Source organism: Cognatiyoonia sp. IB215446, assembly GCF_033963825.1.
In the GTDB taxonomy this organism is placed as follows: domain Bacteria; phylum Pseudomonadota; class Alphaproteobacteria; order Rhodobacterales; family Rhodobacteraceae; genus Yoonia.
In genome coordinates, this window is the sequence record NZ_JAXBMD010000002.1 from 1,116,447 (window position 1) to 1,134,109 (window position 17,663).

General features: G+C 57.2%; 13 protein-coding genes and 1 pseudogene. 6 read left to right on the forward strand and 8 right to left on the reverse strand.

Annotated elements, in window-relative coordinates:
* Positions 1-2 precede the first annotated feature (2 nt).
* From SLH49_RS13065 to SLH49_RS13090, 6 genes are read right to left on the reverse strand one after another with little or no spacing between them, the layout of a single operon-like run.
* Complete coding sequence (locus SLH49_RS13065) at positions 3-1,058, reverse strand: sn-glycerol-3-phosphate ABC transporter ATP-binding protein UgpC (protein WP_320269571.1); 1,056 nt, start codon at positions 1,056-1,058, stop codon at positions 3-5.
* A 2-nt stretch (positions 1,059-1,060) separates the two neighbouring features.
* A complete protein-coding gene (argH, locus tag SLH49_RS13070; RefSeq protein ID WP_320269572.1) occupies positions 1,061-2,551 on the reverse strand; it encodes an argininosuccinate lyase in 1,491 nt (496 codons plus the stop codon).
* The gene (locus SLH49_RS13075) at positions 2,548-2,982 is read right to left on the reverse strand and encodes a VOC family protein (protein ID WP_320269573.1); all 435 of its coding nucleotides are present in this window, start codon (positions 2,980-2,982) and stop codon (positions 2,548-2,550) included. Before SLH49_RS13075 ends, argH begins: the two co-directional genes overlap by 4 nt.
* Before the next feature lie 5 nt (positions 2,983-2,987).
* Positions 2,988-3,866, reverse strand: coding sequence for a carbohydrate ABC transporter permease (locus SLH49_RS13080; protein WP_320269574.1), 879 nt, complete (start codon positions 3,864-3,866; stop codon positions 2,988-2,990).
* Entirely contained in the window at positions 3,866-4,753 is an 888-nt protein-coding gene (locus SLH49_RS13085) for a sugar ABC transporter permease (RefSeq protein ID WP_320269575.1), read from the reverse strand. The genes SLH49_RS13080 and SLH49_RS13085 overlap by 1 nt, the downstream gene beginning before the upstream one ends.
* Positions 4,754-4,799: 46 nt before the next feature.
* Positions 4,800-6,065 carry an extracellular solute-binding protein gene (locus SLH49_RS13090; protein WP_320269576.1) on the reverse strand — a complete coding sequence of 422 codons (1,266 nt, stop codon included), beginning with the start codon at positions 6,063-6,065 and terminating at the stop codon, positions 4,800-4,802.
* A 122-nt stretch (positions 6,066-6,187) separates the two neighbouring features.
* Between SLH49_RS13090 and SLH49_RS13095 the strand changes: the two genes are divergently transcribed.
* On the forward strand, positions 6,188-7,363 hold the full coding sequence (locus tag SLH49_RS13095) for an ROK family transcriptional regulator (RefSeq protein ID WP_320269577.1): 1,176 nt from the start codon (positions 6,188-6,190) through the stop codon (positions 7,361-7,363).
* A 12-nt stretch (positions 7,364-7,375) separates the two neighbouring features.
* Positions 7,376-9,739 carry a PIG-L family deacetylase gene (locus SLH49_RS13100; RefSeq protein ID WP_320269578.1) on the forward strand — a complete coding sequence of 788 codons (2,364 nt, stop codon included), beginning with the start codon at positions 7,376-7,378 and terminating at the stop codon, positions 9,737-9,739.
* A 90-nt stretch (positions 9,740-9,829) separates the two neighbouring features.
* On the opposite strand, the pseudogene SLH49_RS22375 reads toward SLH49_RS13100, so the two are convergent.
* Together SLH49_RS22375 and SLH49_RS13105 are read right to left on the reverse strand one after the other, a co-directional pair.
* Positions 9,830-10,081 (reverse strand): annotated as a pseudogene (locus SLH49_RS22375) (DUF6713 family protein); the annotation flags it as partial.
* Positions 10,082-10,459: 378 nt separating this feature from the next.
* Positions 10,460-10,909 (reverse strand): hypothetical protein, encoded by a 450-nt coding sequence (locus tag SLH49_RS13105; protein ID WP_320269579.1) that lies wholly within the window; start codon positions 10,907-10,909, stop codon positions 10,460-10,462.
* A 750-nt stretch (positions 10,910-11,659) separates the two neighbouring features.
* Here SLH49_RS13105 and SLH49_RS13110 point away from each other — a divergent pair.
* From SLH49_RS13110 to SLH49_RS13125, 4 genes are all read left to right on the forward strand, one after another.
* Positions 11,660-13,423: a PQQ-dependent methanol/ethanol family dehydrogenase gene (locus SLH49_RS13110; protein ID WP_320269580.1), complete on the forward strand. Its 1,764-nt coding sequence runs from the start codon at positions 11,660-11,662 to the stop codon at positions 13,421-13,423.
* Between the two features lie 111 nt (positions 13,424-13,534).
* Positions 13,535-14,236: a response regulator transcription factor gene (locus SLH49_RS13115; RefSeq protein ID WP_320269581.1), complete on the forward strand. Its 702-nt coding sequence runs from the start codon at positions 13,535-13,537 to the stop codon at positions 14,234-14,236.
* Between the two features lie 36 nt (positions 14,237-14,272).
* On the forward strand, positions 14,273-15,424 hold the full coding sequence (locus SLH49_RS13120; RefSeq protein WP_320269582.1) for an FIST N-terminal domain-containing protein: 1,152 nt from the start codon (positions 14,273-14,275) through the stop codon (positions 15,422-15,424).
* 4 nt (positions 15,425-15,428) lie between these two features.
* Positions 15,429-17,657, forward strand: a complete 2,229-nt coding sequence (locus SLH49_RS13125) for a PAS-domain containing protein (protein ID WP_320269583.1) — start codon at positions 15,429-15,431, stop codon at positions 17,655-17,657.
* The last annotated feature ends 6 nt before the right edge of the window (positions 17,658-17,663 follow it).

Consider the following 17,663-nt stretch of genomic DNA (forward strand, 5'->3'; position numbering starts at 1 on the left):
GCTCACCGAAGCGCCGCCCCGCTATCGGGATCAAAGATGTGTATGTTTTGCGTCTCGGCACCCAGATTGACGGTATTGCCAAGTTCGGGTGGCGTGCGGCCATCGGCCTTCGCTATAATGTCGCCATGGGACGTGCCGACATGGATCAGCGTCTCGTGTCCGAGCGGTTCGCGGACATTGACGGAGCCGGTTATGAAGGCCGGACCGTCGACGGGCGCGAGGTCCTCCGGTCGGATGCCCAGCATAACCTTGCGGTGGTCGCTGATCTGCGTGCCGAGATCGATCCGTGACCCGCCATCAATCTGGATGGCGCCACCCGATACGGTGGCCGGGATCATGTTCATCGCTGGCGACCCGATAAAGCCTGCAACGAAGGTATTGGCAGGCGCGTGATAAACCTCTGAGGGGGTGCCAATCTGCTGGATGTAGCCGTCTTTCATGATGACGATCCGGTCAGCCATCGTCATGGCCTCGACCTGGTCATGGGTGACAAAAACGATGGTTGCGCCGACGCGTTGGTGGAGTTTCTTTATCTCCAGTCGCATCTGGGTGCGCAACTGTGCGTCCAGGTTGGAGAGCGGCTCATCAAAGAGGAAGACGGCCGGGTCGCGGACCATGGCGCGGCCAATGGCGACCCGCTGCCGCTGGCCACCCGACAATTGGCCGGGTTTCCGGTCAAGAAGGTCGGTCATGCCAAGGATCTCAGCGATCTCATCGATGCGCTTTTCCTTCTCTGCGCGGGGCAGCTTTGAGGAACGCAGCCCGAAACCGATGTTCTTGCGTACCGTCATATGCGGATAGATGGCGTAGTTCTGGAACACCATCGCGATGTCGCGTTCCTTGGGCTCGAGGTTGTTGACCACTTTGCCACCAATCTCGATCGAGCCGCTGGTCACCTCTTCGAGCCCCGCAATCAGGCGGAGTGTCGTGGATTTGCCACAGCCCGACGGACCAACAAGCACGACGAATTCCCCATCCTGAATATCGAGGTCGATCCTGTGGAGCACCTCGGTCTGGCCGTAGGTTTTGACCAATTTGCTGAGCTTGAGGTTCGACATCTTCAGGTCCCCATCACGTCCGCGAAGGCCGCGTTCAGTTTCTTCTCTGCCGTCGCATGCCGTGTCTTGCGTGCGTTTTGCCGGGCGACAAGGTCGGCGAGCGTCGCTGCGTAACCGTCGAGCGCTGGAAGAAGTGCCGCCTTGGCTGGCCCTCCGGGTCGGTCACGCCGCGCAACGAAAGTATTTGCGGCGACGGTCGCCTTGAATGCCGCCTCATCCATTGTTGGCGTGCGCCCGGTGGCATCTGCGAACGCCGCTTGAAAGGCGCTGTAGCCAGAGACAGAACCAAGCGGCACTTCTTCTTTGATCACTGCCTTGGCTACGGTGGCCGCAATTTCGTGGGCCTGTCGAAAGCTCAAGCCTTCATCACGCACCAGCGTGTCCGCAAGTTCCGTAATGGTGATGCACGCCGCATCTGTAGTGCGAGAGACGCGCTCTGCATTGATCCGGCAGGCCGGCAGGAATTTCGTCAGAAGTCGGAGCACGCGACTGCCGCTCTCAAAGGCAGCATAACCCGCCTGCTGCACTTCACCTTCGCTGTCATTCATGTCTGTGAAGGGGGTGTTGTGCATTGTACCAACAACCATGTCGCAGCGCCCGACGGTAACCGAGGCCATGTGGCGCAGATGCTCGATGGGCACAGGGTTGCGCTTTTGCGGCATGATCGAGCTGATCTGGACCAGGCTGTTGGGGACGTAAATCTGGCCCACTTCGAAAGCAGACCAGAATTGCAGGTCCTGGATCAAGCGGCCAAGGTGGATGAAGATCAGCTTGATCGATGAATAAAGGCCGGTGACGTAGTCGACCGAAGCGATACAGCCGTAAGAATTCAAAAGCGGTTCTTCGAAGCCGAGCAGGTCAGCGACGCGCTGACGATCAATCGGGAAGCCAGAGGTCGTAATGGCCGCGGCCCCCATTGGGCAGTGCTCAAGGCCATTGGCCTCTGCATCCAGACGCTGAGCGTCGCGGAGGATGACTTCGATGATTGCGCCCAGATAGTGCCCGAAGGTCGTCGGCTGTGCAGGCTGGCCGTGGGTATACGCTACGATCAGCGTGTCGGCTTCCTTGCGCGCCTTTTGGATGAGCGCATCGGCGAGGGCATGCAGTTCGTCAATTAAAGCAGCAACGCGCTGACGGAGGGCTAGTTTGAAGAGCGTGTGATCCATGTCGTTGCGGGATCGTGCGGTGTGGAGCGAACCCCCAAGATCGCCTAACCGCGCGCGAAGCTCCGCTTCGACAAGGAAGAAGTAATCTTCGTGTTCGCCGGTATAGGTCAGGGCCTCGATATCAACATCGGCCTCAATGGCCGCAAGTGTCTTGGCCAGTTTTGCGGCATCTGTCGGCGGCAAGATGCCCGTCTCGGCCAGCATCACCAAATGCGCCCTATTGATCGATGCCATGCCTGCCGCGTAGTTCGCCTTCACCCCTTCGAAGAGTGGTGCCAGAACCGTGTCCCGGTAGACCGGATCGGGAAATACAGACTTGTCCGTCATGCTTGGTGCCGCCCCTTGGATTTCAGCCACGTCCGGACGGGCCCATGATCATAGGTCGTCAGTTCAAGATGGTTTCCGTCGGGGTCCTGGAAATAGTAGGAAAACGCCAGATCATGGTCCGCCGCGTCGGTCGCCTGAAGAAGCTCGCCGGAGCGTCCGGACACATCGGCGTGGGGAAGCTGTTCCCCAAAATCCATGAAAACACGGCCCATCACCCGGAACGCGGTGGTGTGATCGCCGTCCGATGGTGGTTTGCCTGAGAATATCGTGGCGCAATACTGCCCGCGCGGTGTGGCCATGTACTTTCCGCCATTCAGGCGCTTGGAGCTTGGCAGAACCTGAAGGCCGAGGACCCGACAATACCACGCTGCTGCTGCCTCAGGATCGGCCACGTAAAGGTGAACGTGATCTAGGGCAGATATCTCAACCATAGAGGTCATCCTTTGAGCCCCGCCATCACGACACCTCGGATAATAAAGCGCTGGAAGATCAGGAAGACGATCAGCGTTGGAATGGTCGAGATCGCAGCTCCTGTCATCACAAGCTCCCATTGCACATCGGCTTCATCTGCAAAGGTCGAAAGGCCAACTGGAAGGGTGTACATCTCCCAACTGTTGGTCACGATCAGTGGCCAGATGAAGGCGGTCCAGTTGCCCAGGAAGACGAAAATGGCCAGTGCCGCCAACGCGGGCTTCACGAGCGGCATCGCCACAGTCCACCAGATTTGAAGCTCATTCAGCCCGTCGATCCGGGCGGCTTCGATGAAGTCATCTGGCACGGTTTCGAAGAACTGCTTCATCAGGAACGTACCGAAGGCTGTCATGAGCCCAGGAAACATGATGCCCCAATACGTGTCGAGCCACCCGAACTGCTGGCTCATCAGATACCAAGGGATCACCAGCATTTCTGTCGGGATCATCAAGGTCGAGAGGATTGCGATGAAAACGATATAGCGACCCGGGAAGCGGAACTTACAAAGCGTGTACCCGATCAGGCTGTCAAACAGCACTGCCGAAACCGTTGTGATGATGGCGATGATAAGCGAATTGAGGAACCAGCCGTAAAAGCGCCCGTCCTCCAGGACGTAAGTGTAGTTCTCAAAATGCGGCTCGTTTGGGATGAGCGTGACGTCATAGATTTCGTGCGGCCACTTCATCGACGTCGACAGCATATAGACGATTGGCATGACCATCGCGATGCCGCCAAGGAAAAGAAGGAGCCAACGGATAAACTGGCCCCAATTGCCCTTCGTGCGGATCGTCCGCGCGGCGACAAGTGTTTCCGAGGAAGCGCGGATATCGTCAACAGCGGCCATCAGCGATCCTTCATTAGCCACAGTTGGAAGAGCGAGACGAGGAGCAGGATCAGGAACAGGACGACGGTCTGCGCCGCCGCATATCCCATGTCAAAATCCGTGAACGCGCTCTGATAGATGGCGAGGACCAGCGGTTTCGTCGAGTTGAGCGGTCCGCCGGGATCATTGGTTGTCATGTTGAAGACTTGATCGAAAATCCTGAGAAATCCGATGGATGAGAAGACTACCAGAAAAACGATCGTCGGTTTCAGAAGGGGGATCGTGATCTCGAAAAGTGTTGCCGTTTTTGACACCCCATCGATGCGTGCAGCCTCATAGTAGCTCTGCGGAATGGCACGTAACCCGGCCATGAAGATGATGATCTGAAAACCGAGCCCGGCCCATACGGCAGGCGCCAGAATTGAAGGGAGTGCATTTGTCGTGGAGCGCAGGAATTCAATCTGCGGAATGCCGAACTGCGCCAGGAAATTATTGAAGAGCCCGGTGGGCACCGGCTGGTAAAACCACCGCCAGACCCAGGCCATCGCCACCGCGCTTGTCATAAATGGCAGGAAATAGAGCATCCGAATAAAGCCATGCATGAAGCGCGTCTTATCGAGATGGTAAGCGATAAGGAACGAAATCACGAGGCTGATCGGCGTGCCAAGGATCAGGTAGACGAATGTATTTCGAAAAACCTGCCAGAAGTCCGGATCGTTCCAGAGCTTGATGTAATTTTCCCAACCTGCCCATTCGCGGGTGCCCAGAAGGTTCCAGTCCTGAAACGAGATCACCATCGCATTAGCGGTCGGATAGAACCGGATCACCGCATAGAAGATGACGGGCACAGCAAGGAATGCCCATGCCCAGACAATCTGCTTTTGTCGAATGGTAAGGTTACGGTACATCAGCCCTGCCAGGGAGAAGGGGCGCGGATGTCCACGCCCCGATCTATCAGTTAGACGCGTAGAAATCGTCGAGCAGTTCCTGCTCTGCCTCTGCAGCAATGGCGACTGAATCGGCCACCGACATGCCTTCAAGCTTCACACGCTCAACTGCGTCGATTAGAAACTGGCGCTGTGCACTTTCGTTCACGAACTTCGTCGTATTGGCATATTCCAAACCGCGGATGAACGGGCCGAAGGTTTCGTTGCTTGCATTGGCTTCGGTTAAACCAACAGAAGGCTTTGCCGGAAGCTCACCTACCACATCAAGCCAGATCTGCATGGCCTCATCCGATGTAATGTATTGCATGAACTTCACGGCCGCTTCGTATTTTTCATCTTCAGCTTTTGTCGTGATCGCATTGACCCAATAGGACGAATAGTTCGACCGCATGCCGTCCGCTGTTGCTGGCAGCTCGGTCACGCCCCATTCAAGACCCCGCGTGTTGTTGAGCGACCCGATCCTGAAAGATCCGTCAATATGCATGCCTGCACGGCCAGCTTTGAACGCCGCTTGGGGTTCTTCCATGAACCCGATGGCGCCAATTCCGCCCTCTTCGCCGAGCCCAACGTAGAATTCCATTGCCTCAATGCCTTCGGGTGTATTGTAGTTCACCGTCCGATAGTCATCCAGGTAAGGCTCACCGCCGAACTGGCGGACCAAACCTTCACGGAACCAGTGGTGATCCTGCGCGGTCATACCCATAGTCAGGCCAGCCAGCGTGATATTGCCGGCGCCATCCCTCTCGGTCAGTTGCGCACCGATCTCAAGCATTTCGTCCAACGTCTCTGGCGGGCCGTCGATCCCGGCTTCTTCAAAAAGACGCGTATTGTAGAAAAGCGCGAGCGAGCGCACGGCAGTCGGTAGCGCCCAGTAATTGTCACCTTCGCGCATGGCCGAGACCATCGGGAAGAACTCTGAATCGATCTGGTCTGCCGGGAACGCATCCGCCGGGAGCGGCTGGATCAGGCTCGCAGCCTTGTAATCATTCAGCCAGCCGTAAAAGAGCTGTACCACGTCCGGGCCTTCGCCTGCCGGGATCGCCGCAGCGACCTTGGTGCGATAGTCGGCGTAGGGGAAATGGGTCATCGTGACCGTTATGTCCGGGTTCTCAGCTTCGAAGTTTTCGATCAGCTGTTCCATCGCTTCCACGCGGGCATCAAAGAAATACTGCCAGTATTCAATCTCAACCTCGGCATTGGCCGCAGATGACACAAGCGCCAACGCACTGGTTGCCGTCGCAAATGCCATCGCCTTCAAACTAGTGAATTTCATGTCGGGACTCCCTGGTTTTTATTGCTGGCCTGACGCCAGACTTACGCGGAGACGAGCCGCGAATACCCCAACGCTAGCCCAGCGGTGTTGAATCATCAAGTAAGTTGAGTTAATTGCCAATCATGTCCATCTCGACCGAAACCGTTGGTGCCAATGCAGAGCGTGCACGCAGCCACAACCGACAGATGGTACTGGATCGAGTCCGGCAAGCAGGACAGATCGGGCGGGCCGAGATCGCGCGGGGCTCCGGGCTTTCGACGCAAGCCGTGTCCAATATTATATCGGACCTTTTGTCTGATGGGTTGATTTCCGAACAGGGTCGCAAGGCAACGACACGCGGCCAACCCCCTGTCCAATATGGCTTAAATCCCGTTGGCGGGTACGCCATCGGCATCGAAATTCGCCCCGACGCAATCTTCGCGACCGTTCTCGATCTCTGCGGCACGCCCGCGGCCTCGCTGCGCCGAACCTTAGCCGCACACGACCTGGACGGCGTCACCGAAGCCGTGGTTGCAGCCAAATCGGCCATAATAGAAGAGGCCGACCTCCCCGCATCCAAGGTTCTCGGGGTGGGTATTGTTATGCCGGGTCCGTTCGGACGAACGGGTTTGAGTGGTACGGGTTCCGAACTTTCGATTTTCCACGACGTCTCACCCACCGACTGGTTCACCGAGGCCCTGAGCACCCCTGTCGTTGTCGAAAATGACGCTAACGCTGCCGCTGTTGCCGAACTGGTTGCTGGCGTGGCCCGCGGGTTTGACACCTTTGCATGTCTTTATTTTGGCAATGGTCTCGGCCTCGGCCTTATTCAAGAGGGGCGCCTGGTGAGAGGCGCGTTTGGCAATGCCGGTGAGATCGGCCACATTCCCGTGACTTCGAACGGTCGGGCCGTCCCGCTAGAGGCGGCGCTCAGTCGATTGGCAGTGCAAAAGCACCTCGCAAGTGCGGGTTTCGACATCACGAGCAGCGACGGGCTGGCCGAAGCCTATGCCGCGCGCAACGCCGCTTTGATGACGTGGCTGGACGCTGCCGCCGAACCACTCTCTCACGCAATTACGATCATCGAGAACATGTTTGACCCCGACGCCGTGATCCTCGGCGGTGCAATGCCGGACGCAATCTTTGATCACCTGATCGGTTCGGTGAAGCTGGCTGAACGCTCGGTCTCGAACCGACCCGGACGAATGACCGACCGTCTTCTGCGCGGTGCTTCAGGCCGCATGACGGGCACGCTTGGCGCTGGCGCATTAGTCATCAACCGCGCATTCACCCCGCGCATCGCTGCCGTCGCCCGATAGAGGACACCGCTCATGCAGACCGCCGACCAGACCCTCATTGCGCACGACCGTGCCCGGCCCCGGCTGATGGAACTCTGGTGGGCGCTCCGCCCGCTGACCTCGGTCGTGCGCTTCATGCAGACCGGCGCGCACCCCGATGACGAAATATCGGGCATGCTTGCTGCCCTGGCATTCCGGGACGGCATCAACATCTCCTACGCCTGCTCGACGCGCGGTGAAGGTGGCCAGAACGATATCGGCACCGAGGCTGGTAGCAACCTTGGTGCACTCCGCACGCGCGAGATGGAGCGTGCGTGCGGTATCCTCGGCATGCGGATGTATTGGCATTCGACCCATCCTGACGACACGATCACCGACTTTGGATTCTCAAAAAGTGGACAAGAAACACTGGGTCGATGGGGGCGCGACCGCACGATCCAGCGGTTTGTCGAGATCGTCCGGACGGAGAAACCGGACATCATCTGTCCTACCTTCCTCGACGTACCGGGCCAGCACGGCCATCACCGCGCTATGACAGAGGCGGCCCACGCCGTCATGGCTGCGGCTGCCGACCCAGCGTACCCCACGAACTTGCCAATCTGGCAGGTCAAAAAGCTGTATCTGCCTGCCTGGTCAGGGGCCGGACAATCCTATGACGACGACCTTCCGCCACCACCTGCGACGATGACGATCCCCGGACAAGATCGCGAACTCATGACAGGGTGGAGCTGGAACCGGATTGGAGAGCAATCGCGCGCATATCACCGAACACAAGGCATGGGCCGTTGGAAATCTGCCGGGCCGGGCCATGACTGGCCGCTGCATTTGGCGGAAAGTCATGTGGATGGTCCGGACGAAGCCATCTGGACCGGGATCCCGCGCGCAGTCGGCGATCTGGCCGCACTTCCGGGGGCCGAACCCATCACCGACGCGCTCCACGGCGCGCAATCGGCAATAGATGCTGCTGTTGAAAGCTTCCCTCATTTTTCGCGTGTGGTGGACTACGCTGCCGAAGCGGTCACCCATGTCCGCACAGCCCATGCGGCGTGCCCCGTCGCACTTTCGCAAGAGATCAGTCACCGACTAGAGGCCAAGCTGATCCAATTGGCGCAAGTCATACGCCTTGCACTGGGCGTCGAGGCGCGGGCGCGCACAAGCGCTGCTTTTGCTGAGGCTGGGAGCGCGGTTAAGCTGACAACCGAGATTGATCCCGGCACGGCAGACACGGTCGAAACGACCCTCAACCTTCCGGATGGCTGGACGTCGATAGGTGACGAGATCGTTCTTGGTGCTGAGACGCCTGTCAGCAATCCGTATCGCACGTTCTACGATCCAATTGCTCCGGCCGCCCCGCACCTGGATGTCACCATTGCGCATCACGGCACCAAGATCACGGTCCCGGTCGCATGTGAGAATGAGCTTGTTGTCATTCCGCGCGAACGCGTGTCGCTAACCCCGTCAGCCAGCATCCTGAACATCAACGCGCCGAACCGCACCATCATGCTCGCCGTTTCAGACCTCTCACCAGCGGACGCGACCATCGATCTGGCGCTTCCTTCGGGATGGGCGGCGGAGCGAAACGCGGCGGGCTTCGCCATAACCGTGCCAGAAGACGTTGAGGCGGGGTTGTACCGCGTCGAAGCCCGCGTCAACGGCAAACCAGCAGAGACCGTCCGCCTGATCGAACATGATCACGTTGCCCAGACAGCCTGCACGCAACGCGCCGAGGTCACCATTGGCGTCTTTGATGTTGCGTTGCCAGCAGGCAGGGTCGGCTATGTCGGCGCAGGCAATGACCGGGTTGGTGAGTGGCTCGGCGCCATGGGTGTGGATGTGACACCGCTCACCGACGACGATCTGGCCAGCGAAGCAACGCTTGCCACATATGACGCTATCGTCATCGGCATATTCGCGATGCGGTTCCGCCCGGGGCTGATCGATGCAGTTCCCGCACTACACCGCTGGACCGAAGCCGGCGGAACACTGGTCACGCTTTACCATAGGCCTTGGGACAACTGGGACCCGGACACCGTGCCGCCCAAACGGCTGGAGATTGGTCAACCCTCTCTGCGGTGGCGCGTCACAGATGAAACAGCGACCGTCACGCAACTGAAAGATCACCCGATTCTGTCCGCGCCAAATCTCATTGGCGCCGCCGACTGGGACGGTTGGGTGAAGGAGCGTGGCCTCTACTTCGCCAACAGCTGGGACCCGGCCTATACACCGCTCCTGTCGATGTCAGATCCTGGGGAAGACCCCCTGACAGGCGCACTCCTTGTCGCTGATATCGGCAAGGGTCGGCACATCCACACTTCCTTGATCCTCCATCACCAGATGGAAAATCTTGTTCCTGGCGCCTTCCGTCTGATGGCCAACTTCATCTCTGCGCGACAATGACGGATGATTCAGCGCGCAACAATGTCGGTTTTCCAGTCGCTGGCTAACAACAGATGTGTTTAAGCAATGCTTAGGACATAGGACGATAAGATAGATCGCGCCCAAAATACCGGTCAGTAAGATGAGAACCCGCGAACGAGGGTTGTTGAACTCATACGCTGGATGCCTGCAAAAAACAAAATGAAGCACCACGTGAATAATGCTGAACACAACAGGTCCCACCCGTGTCGCGCTGTCGTGATCGCCGTCGCCTCCCCAAAAAAGCATGGCAAATCGCGGGACATGAAGCCAGATGAAGACGTGTTTGGCCAACCTTTCGGGCAATGCGTGCAGCAATGGCAAAACACGCTACTCGTGACGTTTCACGGCATCGAGTTCATGCGTAAAGAAAGCCACAATCATCGAATAGTACAAAAAGTTGAGCACCGCGAATGTCCTCAATATCACAAACCACCACCGACTAAGAAGAATCTATCCCACGAAAGGTCGGGAGTGTGGAGATACGAGTCCCATACAATTGGTCCGAACATTTTGGCAATCCAACAACGTTGGAGCCTTGCGAACGCACGCTGAAGTGTAATTCTTATATGTCGTTGCATCCCAATGGGTTCTGGATTTCCAACAGCTTCGACTCAAAGACCTCGGCGGAGATGTGATAGCATAGGCGTCTGCGCGGAGTGGAATTGAGGCGATGGAAAATCGACCTCAAATGTCGATTTATCAGCGCAATCGGTTCGGTTGATAGAGGCATAAGCTTCCGCAGCCTGTTTTCGTATTCTCTACGGTGCGTTTTTTGATACGGCGCTTGTGGATCACAGAACCACGCGTCCGCTTCAACTCCAGCTTTGAGATGCTTCCAGGCGGAGAACTCGGTGCCTCAATCAAAGGTGATGGATTGCCGTCCGTAGGGGGTAGGGGAGCCAGACCCTGGATCAGCGCTTCCATGATGGGTTTGGACTGGCGATCTTCATCGCGCCGAACGATGGCGTACGGGCTGACGCGCTCGACCAGAGACGTGACGTTCACCTTTCCATGCTCTTTGCGGAACATCACCAGGTCTCTCTCCCAGTGGCCGAACTCGGCGCGCTGATATACACGCGTTTGTGTCCGCGGTAGCCACGCGGCATGCAACGACGTGACGTTCGGGATGGTGCTGGTAGAACTACTCATTGCATCCGTCCCTGGAGTATCCTTCACTGTTGCGCCACAGGAAGCCCACTGCGTCCGCTCGGATAATAGCTCAGAGTTCGTCGCGGCAGCACTGCAGGATTAGCTGAGAAAGGTAGGGATCAAGCCAGCCAAGATCGCCGTCAGAGAACGTCGACAACAAGTGCTACGACGGTACTCAACGCCGCATGGGTCCACCCAACAAAATGGGCCCAGATCATCATCAATTTCGGTCCCATAAGGCCCTAAATTTGCGCCTGCCACTTCCGGAAAGTAGCCAACAGAAATGGCGGTGGACACCGTCCAAACGGTTCCTGAGAGCGAGCTTTCCGGCAAATCCTATGATGTTCCAGGTATTCGATCCCCCAGCTTTGGCGAACAGATGCCCCTCGACTGCAACGAGACCGAAGAGGGACGTGCGAGCAATCGCAGGGTCGAGGTGTGGGTCAGAGTTCCGGTGGGCGAGAGCCGCCTCTGACACGTGGCACGCAAGACGGAGTTTGTTTCTCCGTCGCATTGCAGGCCAGATTTCGATCTGATCCGACGGAGCGGCGGCTTGGGACCAGGGCGTCGTTTGTCATTTGCGGGAGGCTATCGATCACGCGATTTCCTGACATTCGTCAAGTCAAACATAGTCGTACGACGAAGGTTCAATATCACGACCCAAGCTTTTTCGCGAATACTGTAGCCGGATCAGTCCATGCGGCTGCGTGGGCGCACACGATCTTAATTGGGAAATGGGAGGAACCAGATATGAGAGGGTTCGCATTAGCCGTGGCTGCCGCGATCGCTGCGGCACCTGTTGCGCAGGCGCAGGTCACAGAAGAGATGCTGTTGAACGACACGGCCTCGACCGGGGACGTTTTGACGAACGGGATGGGACGTCATCTGCAGCGCTATTCACCGCTGGACACGCTGAACCGCGACAATGTCCAAAATCTGGTTCCGGCCTGGGCCTTTTCGCTGGGCGGTGAGAAACAGCGCGGGCAGGAAACGCAACCGCTTGTTCATGAAGGGGTCATGTATATCACCGGCTCTTACAGCCGCCTTTTCGCGATAGATGTGAAAACGGGCCGCGAGATCTGGCAATATGATGCACGCCTGCCTGAAGGTATCCTGCCCTGCTGTGATGTGGTGAACCGCGGTGCCGCCATCTTTGGTGACAACGTCTATTTCGGCACGCTCGATGCCCGGATTGTGGCGCTGAACAAGGATACTGGCGATGTGGTCTGGAACAAGCGGATCGCGGATTATCGTGCGGGCTATAGTTACACTGCGGCGCCGCTTATCGTGAACGGGTTGGTCGTCACTGGCAATTCAGGCGGTGAGTTCGGGATTGTCGGTGAAGTGCAGGCACGTGACGCTGAAACCGGCGACCTTGTTTGGACCCGCCCCGTGATCGAAGGGCATATGGGCACGCTGAACGGCGAAGAAAGCACTATGACCGGCACACTGAATGCGACCTGGCCGGGCGATATGTGGAAAACCGGCGGTGGTGCCACCTGGCTCGGCGGCTCTTATGATGCTGACACCGACACCCTTGTCTTCGGCACCGGCAACCCCGCCCCTTGGAACAGCCATTTGCGCAATGCGGGCCAACCGGTTGATGACAATGCGGGCGACAACCTTTATGCAGCATCGCGCCTCGGGATCGATCCCGCCAATGGTGAAATCAAGTGGCACTTCCAGACCACCCCGCGCGAAGGGTGGGACTATGACGGTGTGAATGAGGTCGTCGCGTATACCGACCGCGAAGGCAATGACCGCTTTGCCACGGCGGACCGGAATGGGTTCTTCTACGTGCTTAACCGTGAGGACGGCGCATTTGTGAATGCATATCCCTTCGTCAAAGACATCAGCTGGGCCGAGGGCATCGATGAAAACGGGCGCCCGATCTTTGTCGAGGATAATCGCCCCGGCGACCCGGCCGAAGCTGCTGATGGCAACCGAGGTGAAGTGGTGTTCTCTTCACCATCCTTCCTCGGCGGCAAGAACTGGATGCCGATGGCCCATTCGCCAGATACGGGCCTGTTCTATGTTCCCTCGAATGAATGGGGCATGGATATCTGGAATGAGCCCATCACCTACAAGCAAGGTGCGGCCTATCTGGGCTCCGGCTTCACGATCAAGCCAAACTACGAAGATCATATCGGCAGCCTTAAAGCGATTGATCCCGACACGGGCGAGGTCGTCTGGGAACATCAGAACCCCGCACCGCTTTGGGGTGGCGTGATGACCACGGCAGGCGGCCTTGTCTTCACGGGCACGCCAGAGGGTGAGTTCATCGCTTTTGATGACATGACGGGCGAGGTGCTTTGGTCCTTCCAGACCGGCTCCGGCATCGTCGGACAGCCCATCACCTGGGAACAGGATGGCGAGCAATATGTGTCTGTGATTTCAGGTTGGGGTGGTGCCGTCCCGCTTTGGGGTGGTGAGGTCGCAAGTGCGGTCAACTATCTCAATCAGGGTGGTCTGCTCTGGACTTTCCGCCTGCCGCAACAACTGGCCGCGAACTGAGTTCTCCCGATAGACGGCCAATAGGCGCATCTCCGAAAGGGGATGCGTCTTTTTCGCATATAAGACTTTTGGCGAATTGGCGCATGGGCACGCGATGGCTATGGTCAGAGCATGGACACCGTTGAACACCGGCCAGCAGAAGTACAACTAGCCAAGCAATCAATGGGCTGGGCCCTGATCATCGACGATCACCCGCTCTTTTGCGATGCGCTTGAATTGACACTGCGAGCCTTGGGCGAATTCAGTGATGTTAAGACGGCGGATTGCATGGAAGCCGGGCTGCGCATCCTTGACGGCGCGTCGGCGCCAGCCTTGATCTTGTTGGACCTGAACCTGCCAGATGTGAGCGGCCTTGACGGTCTGATCCGTATCAAACGCTGTGCCGACAAGTCACCCGTTCTGATCGTCTCTTCCGTAACGGATAATGCAATTATCAACGGTGCTATTGCTGCTGGCGCATCGGGTTTTGTCCCCAAGCATTCCGGAAGGGCCGTGTTCAAAGAAGCGCTGGCCGAGATTGCAAATGAAGGCGTCTACAAACCTTCTGGTTTCGTGGAGGCAGAGAATGATGACGACCATGCACAGATCATGGCACGGCTTTCTTCGCTCACAAATCAGCAGGGGCGCATTCTGGAATTGATCTGCGAAGGCAAGCTGAACAAGCAGATCGCCTATGACCTTTCGATTGCCGAAGGAACGGTCAAGGCGCATGTCACCGCTATCATGCGCAAGCTGGGTGTCCAGCGTCGCACGCAGGCGGTTTTAGTCGCGCAAGAGGCGCGCTATTTTAACACCTTGCCAAATTCAAACTAGCCATCCTATCCTCTCGCGGTGGGAGGAAATATCGGGATGAGGACGACGGTAACGTCGCCGATTGGCCTGCTTTGTAAGGGGCAGGTGCGGTGCGGGACAACTGCGCCCATTTCGGCTTTGCGTGCACAGCTCGGGACAGACGCGCTGGTGCTGCTTTTTCTGTTTGTTACACCACAAGCAGACTTCAGGGCCGTGGTTGCAGAGGCCGAAAAACTCTATCCTGATACGGATGTGGTAGCTTGTACGACCGCCGGTGAAATCGGTGCTTTAGGCTATGATGAAGGTTTGATCGTCGCGGTTGGATTTCTCCGCTCCGAATTCGCATCAACCTCGCTGGCAATCAGTGACCTCGATCAGTTTCAGCCAGAATTGGAAATGGATCGGGTCGCGCAAGAGCGTGTCGCATTACAAGAACGCAGCCCGGAGATGGAGAATGGTTTTGCATTCCTGATCGTCGACGGGCTTTCCCTGCGCGAAGACACGCTGACGACAACGATTTCACCTGCGCTGCGCAATATGCCGCTTTTTGGGGCATCAGCGGGCGATGGCACAGATTTTCGGACGACAATGGTCTCACTGAATGGCCGGATCATGACGAACGGGGCTGTTCTGAACCTGATCCGCAGCGTTCATGAGACCGAGGTCTTTAGCCTTGATCATCTGGTGCCGACAGAAACGCAGATGGTTGTCACGGATGCCGATCCTGAACGGCGGATCGTCAAATCGATCAATGCCGAACCAGCTGCACGCGAATACGCGCGGCTTGTTGGCAAGGATCCCGATCAGCTCGACAGATTCATATTTGCCTCGCATCCCGTTGTCGTGCGGATTGGCGGCGACCACCACGTGCGCGCGATCCAGCAAGTCAACGAAGCAGGCGAGCTCGTATTCTTTTCGGCCATTGATGAAGGCATGGTGCTGACCATTGCGGAGCCTGCCAATATGGCCACCCATTTGCGCGATCAGATGGAACGATTGGCGCAAAGGGCCAGCTTCAGCGACATCATTGCCTGCGACTGCATTCTGCGGCGGATCGAGGCCGAGCAGATGCAAATGACGCGCGAATTGTCGGACGTTATGTCACGCTACAACGTGACCGGGTTTTCGACTTATGGTGAACAGATAGGTCCGTTACATGTGAACCAGACAATGACGGGCGTCGCGTTCTATCGGAAGGATGCAGGCTAGGCTTATGTCGATCATCAACGAGAATGACACGATCGAGCGGCAGAATGAAAAACTGCTGCAGATCACACAATCTCTGATGCGGCGCGTCGAACAAAAGAACGATCAATCCGGCCTGGCCTACCAGCAATTCGAACGAGCCGCTTTGCTCGAGACCCAAGTCAGGGAACGCACCAAAGAGCTGGAACGCACATTGGATCTCTTGCAGGAATCCAACGCGCAGCTGGAACAGGCCAATGCCGAAACGGAACGTACAAGGTCTAATCTGACTGAAGCCATCGAAACGATTGACGAAGGCTTTGCGCTCTTTGACCCGGATGAAAAGCTGGTGCTTTTCAATAGCCGTTTCTGTCGCGACATCTCTGACATCAAGGACCACCTGGTCGAAGGCCTCACCTTTGCCAACTATGTGGAGCTTGTGTCGCAGAGCGATCATCTGGCGATCCCCGAAGGCGAAACCCAAGCGGACTGGGCCAAACGACGGTTGTCGCGCCACAGTCTGGATCACGTTGTCTTTAATGTCAGATTGATGTGGAACCGCTGGTTGCAAATCAGTGAGCATCGTACCGCTCGCGGTGGAACCGTCATCCTGCAGACCGATGTAACCGAGATGATGCGTTCCGAGCGCGAAGAACGCGACAAGATGCTCGATCAGCAGGCGAGGATCCTGCAGGCAACACTGGATCACCTCAATCAGGGGGTCTGTATCTTCGATCACAACAACCGTTTGGTCGGCTGGAACAAGACAATGAACAAGATCCTGTCATTGTCTCCGAAACCGTCGATCCACGGGCTTCCGTTTTCCGATTTGCTTCAGAGGATTGAGAGCGATCTGACCTTTCATGGTGATTTTGATCCTGATCGTCTTTTGAAATGGGCAAATCGGCGTACACGCCGGGGCCGGATCGCTTTCGAAGTCACCCGTGGTGATTTCCAGACACTCAGTATCTTCGGACAAGAGATGCCGGATCGTGGCTTTGTTATCAGCTTCACAGATGTGACGTCAGAACGGGAAGCGGCACGGGCGCTCTCAAAGATGAACGAGACGCTTGAGCGTGGCGTGATCGAACGCACCGAAGAGCTTGGCGAGGCTCTGGCCGAGGCGGAACGCGCCAATGCGTCCAAATCCCGTTTTGTTGCAGCAGCCAGCCATGATTTGTTGCAGCCGCTATCGGCAGCAAAACTCTTTATGTCGTCGCTGTCGGATCAGTTGCAGGATGACGGAGCATTGGCCGTTCTCGGCAAGGCCCAAAATGCCCTTTTGGGTGTGGAGAACATTATCGAAGCGCTACTCGATATCTCGAAACTTGATGCTGGCAAGGCCGTTTTCGATATGCGTGCCGTCCCGCTTGCCGCGGTGCTGTCACCTTTGCGGGATGAGTTGACGCCGGTGGCCCGGGCCAAAGGTTTGGATCTGACAATCGTGGATAGCAGCCTGCATGTGGTCAGCGACCCCGGCTACCTGCGCCGGATTTTGCAGAATCTGATTGGGAACGCTGTAAAGTATACGCCCACAGGTCGCGTGATCGTCGGCGTCCGTCGCAATGGTGGCTCTGCACGGGTTGAGGTTTGGGATACCGGACCCGGCATTGCAGACAATGACCGTGCCACGATTTTTCAGGAATTCGCACGACTGGATCAGCACAAAAGCAATGACGGCCTTGGGCTCGGGCTGGCAATCGTGGAACGTGCTGCAAAAGGGCTGGGGCATGACCTGAGCCTCTGGTCCCGCGTTGGTCATGGCAGTTGCTTTTCGCTGAATATGCCGCTGGCCTCGGCAAAACAACCTGATGGCCGACCATTGCCTAAAGTCAGCGCGGACTGGGGTAACGCATTGGACGGCATGATCGTTCTGCTGGTCGAAAACGATATGCCGCTTGCGAACGCGATAAGCATGATGATCGAAAGCCATGGTGCCGAAGTGCTTATGGCGCAGAGTGCAAGCGACGCGCTGGATTTGCTGGGTGAGATACAATTGGTCCCCGATGTTTTGCTCTTGGATTATCAGCTGGGACCGGGGCCGTCGGGCATAGACCTTTATCGAGAGCTGTTCATGCGTTACGGGGAAGTCCCTGCGGCTGTGATTTCAGCTGACCGCAGCAGGGAGTTACAGCAAGCGTGCGGAGATATGTCCTTGCGTTTGTTGACCAAGCCCGTCGACAAGGAAAAACTGCTTCGCTTTCTGTCCAGCGTGCGGTGTTTGGAAGGGCCCTACACCGTTTTGGCTGGGCAATAACCGCTG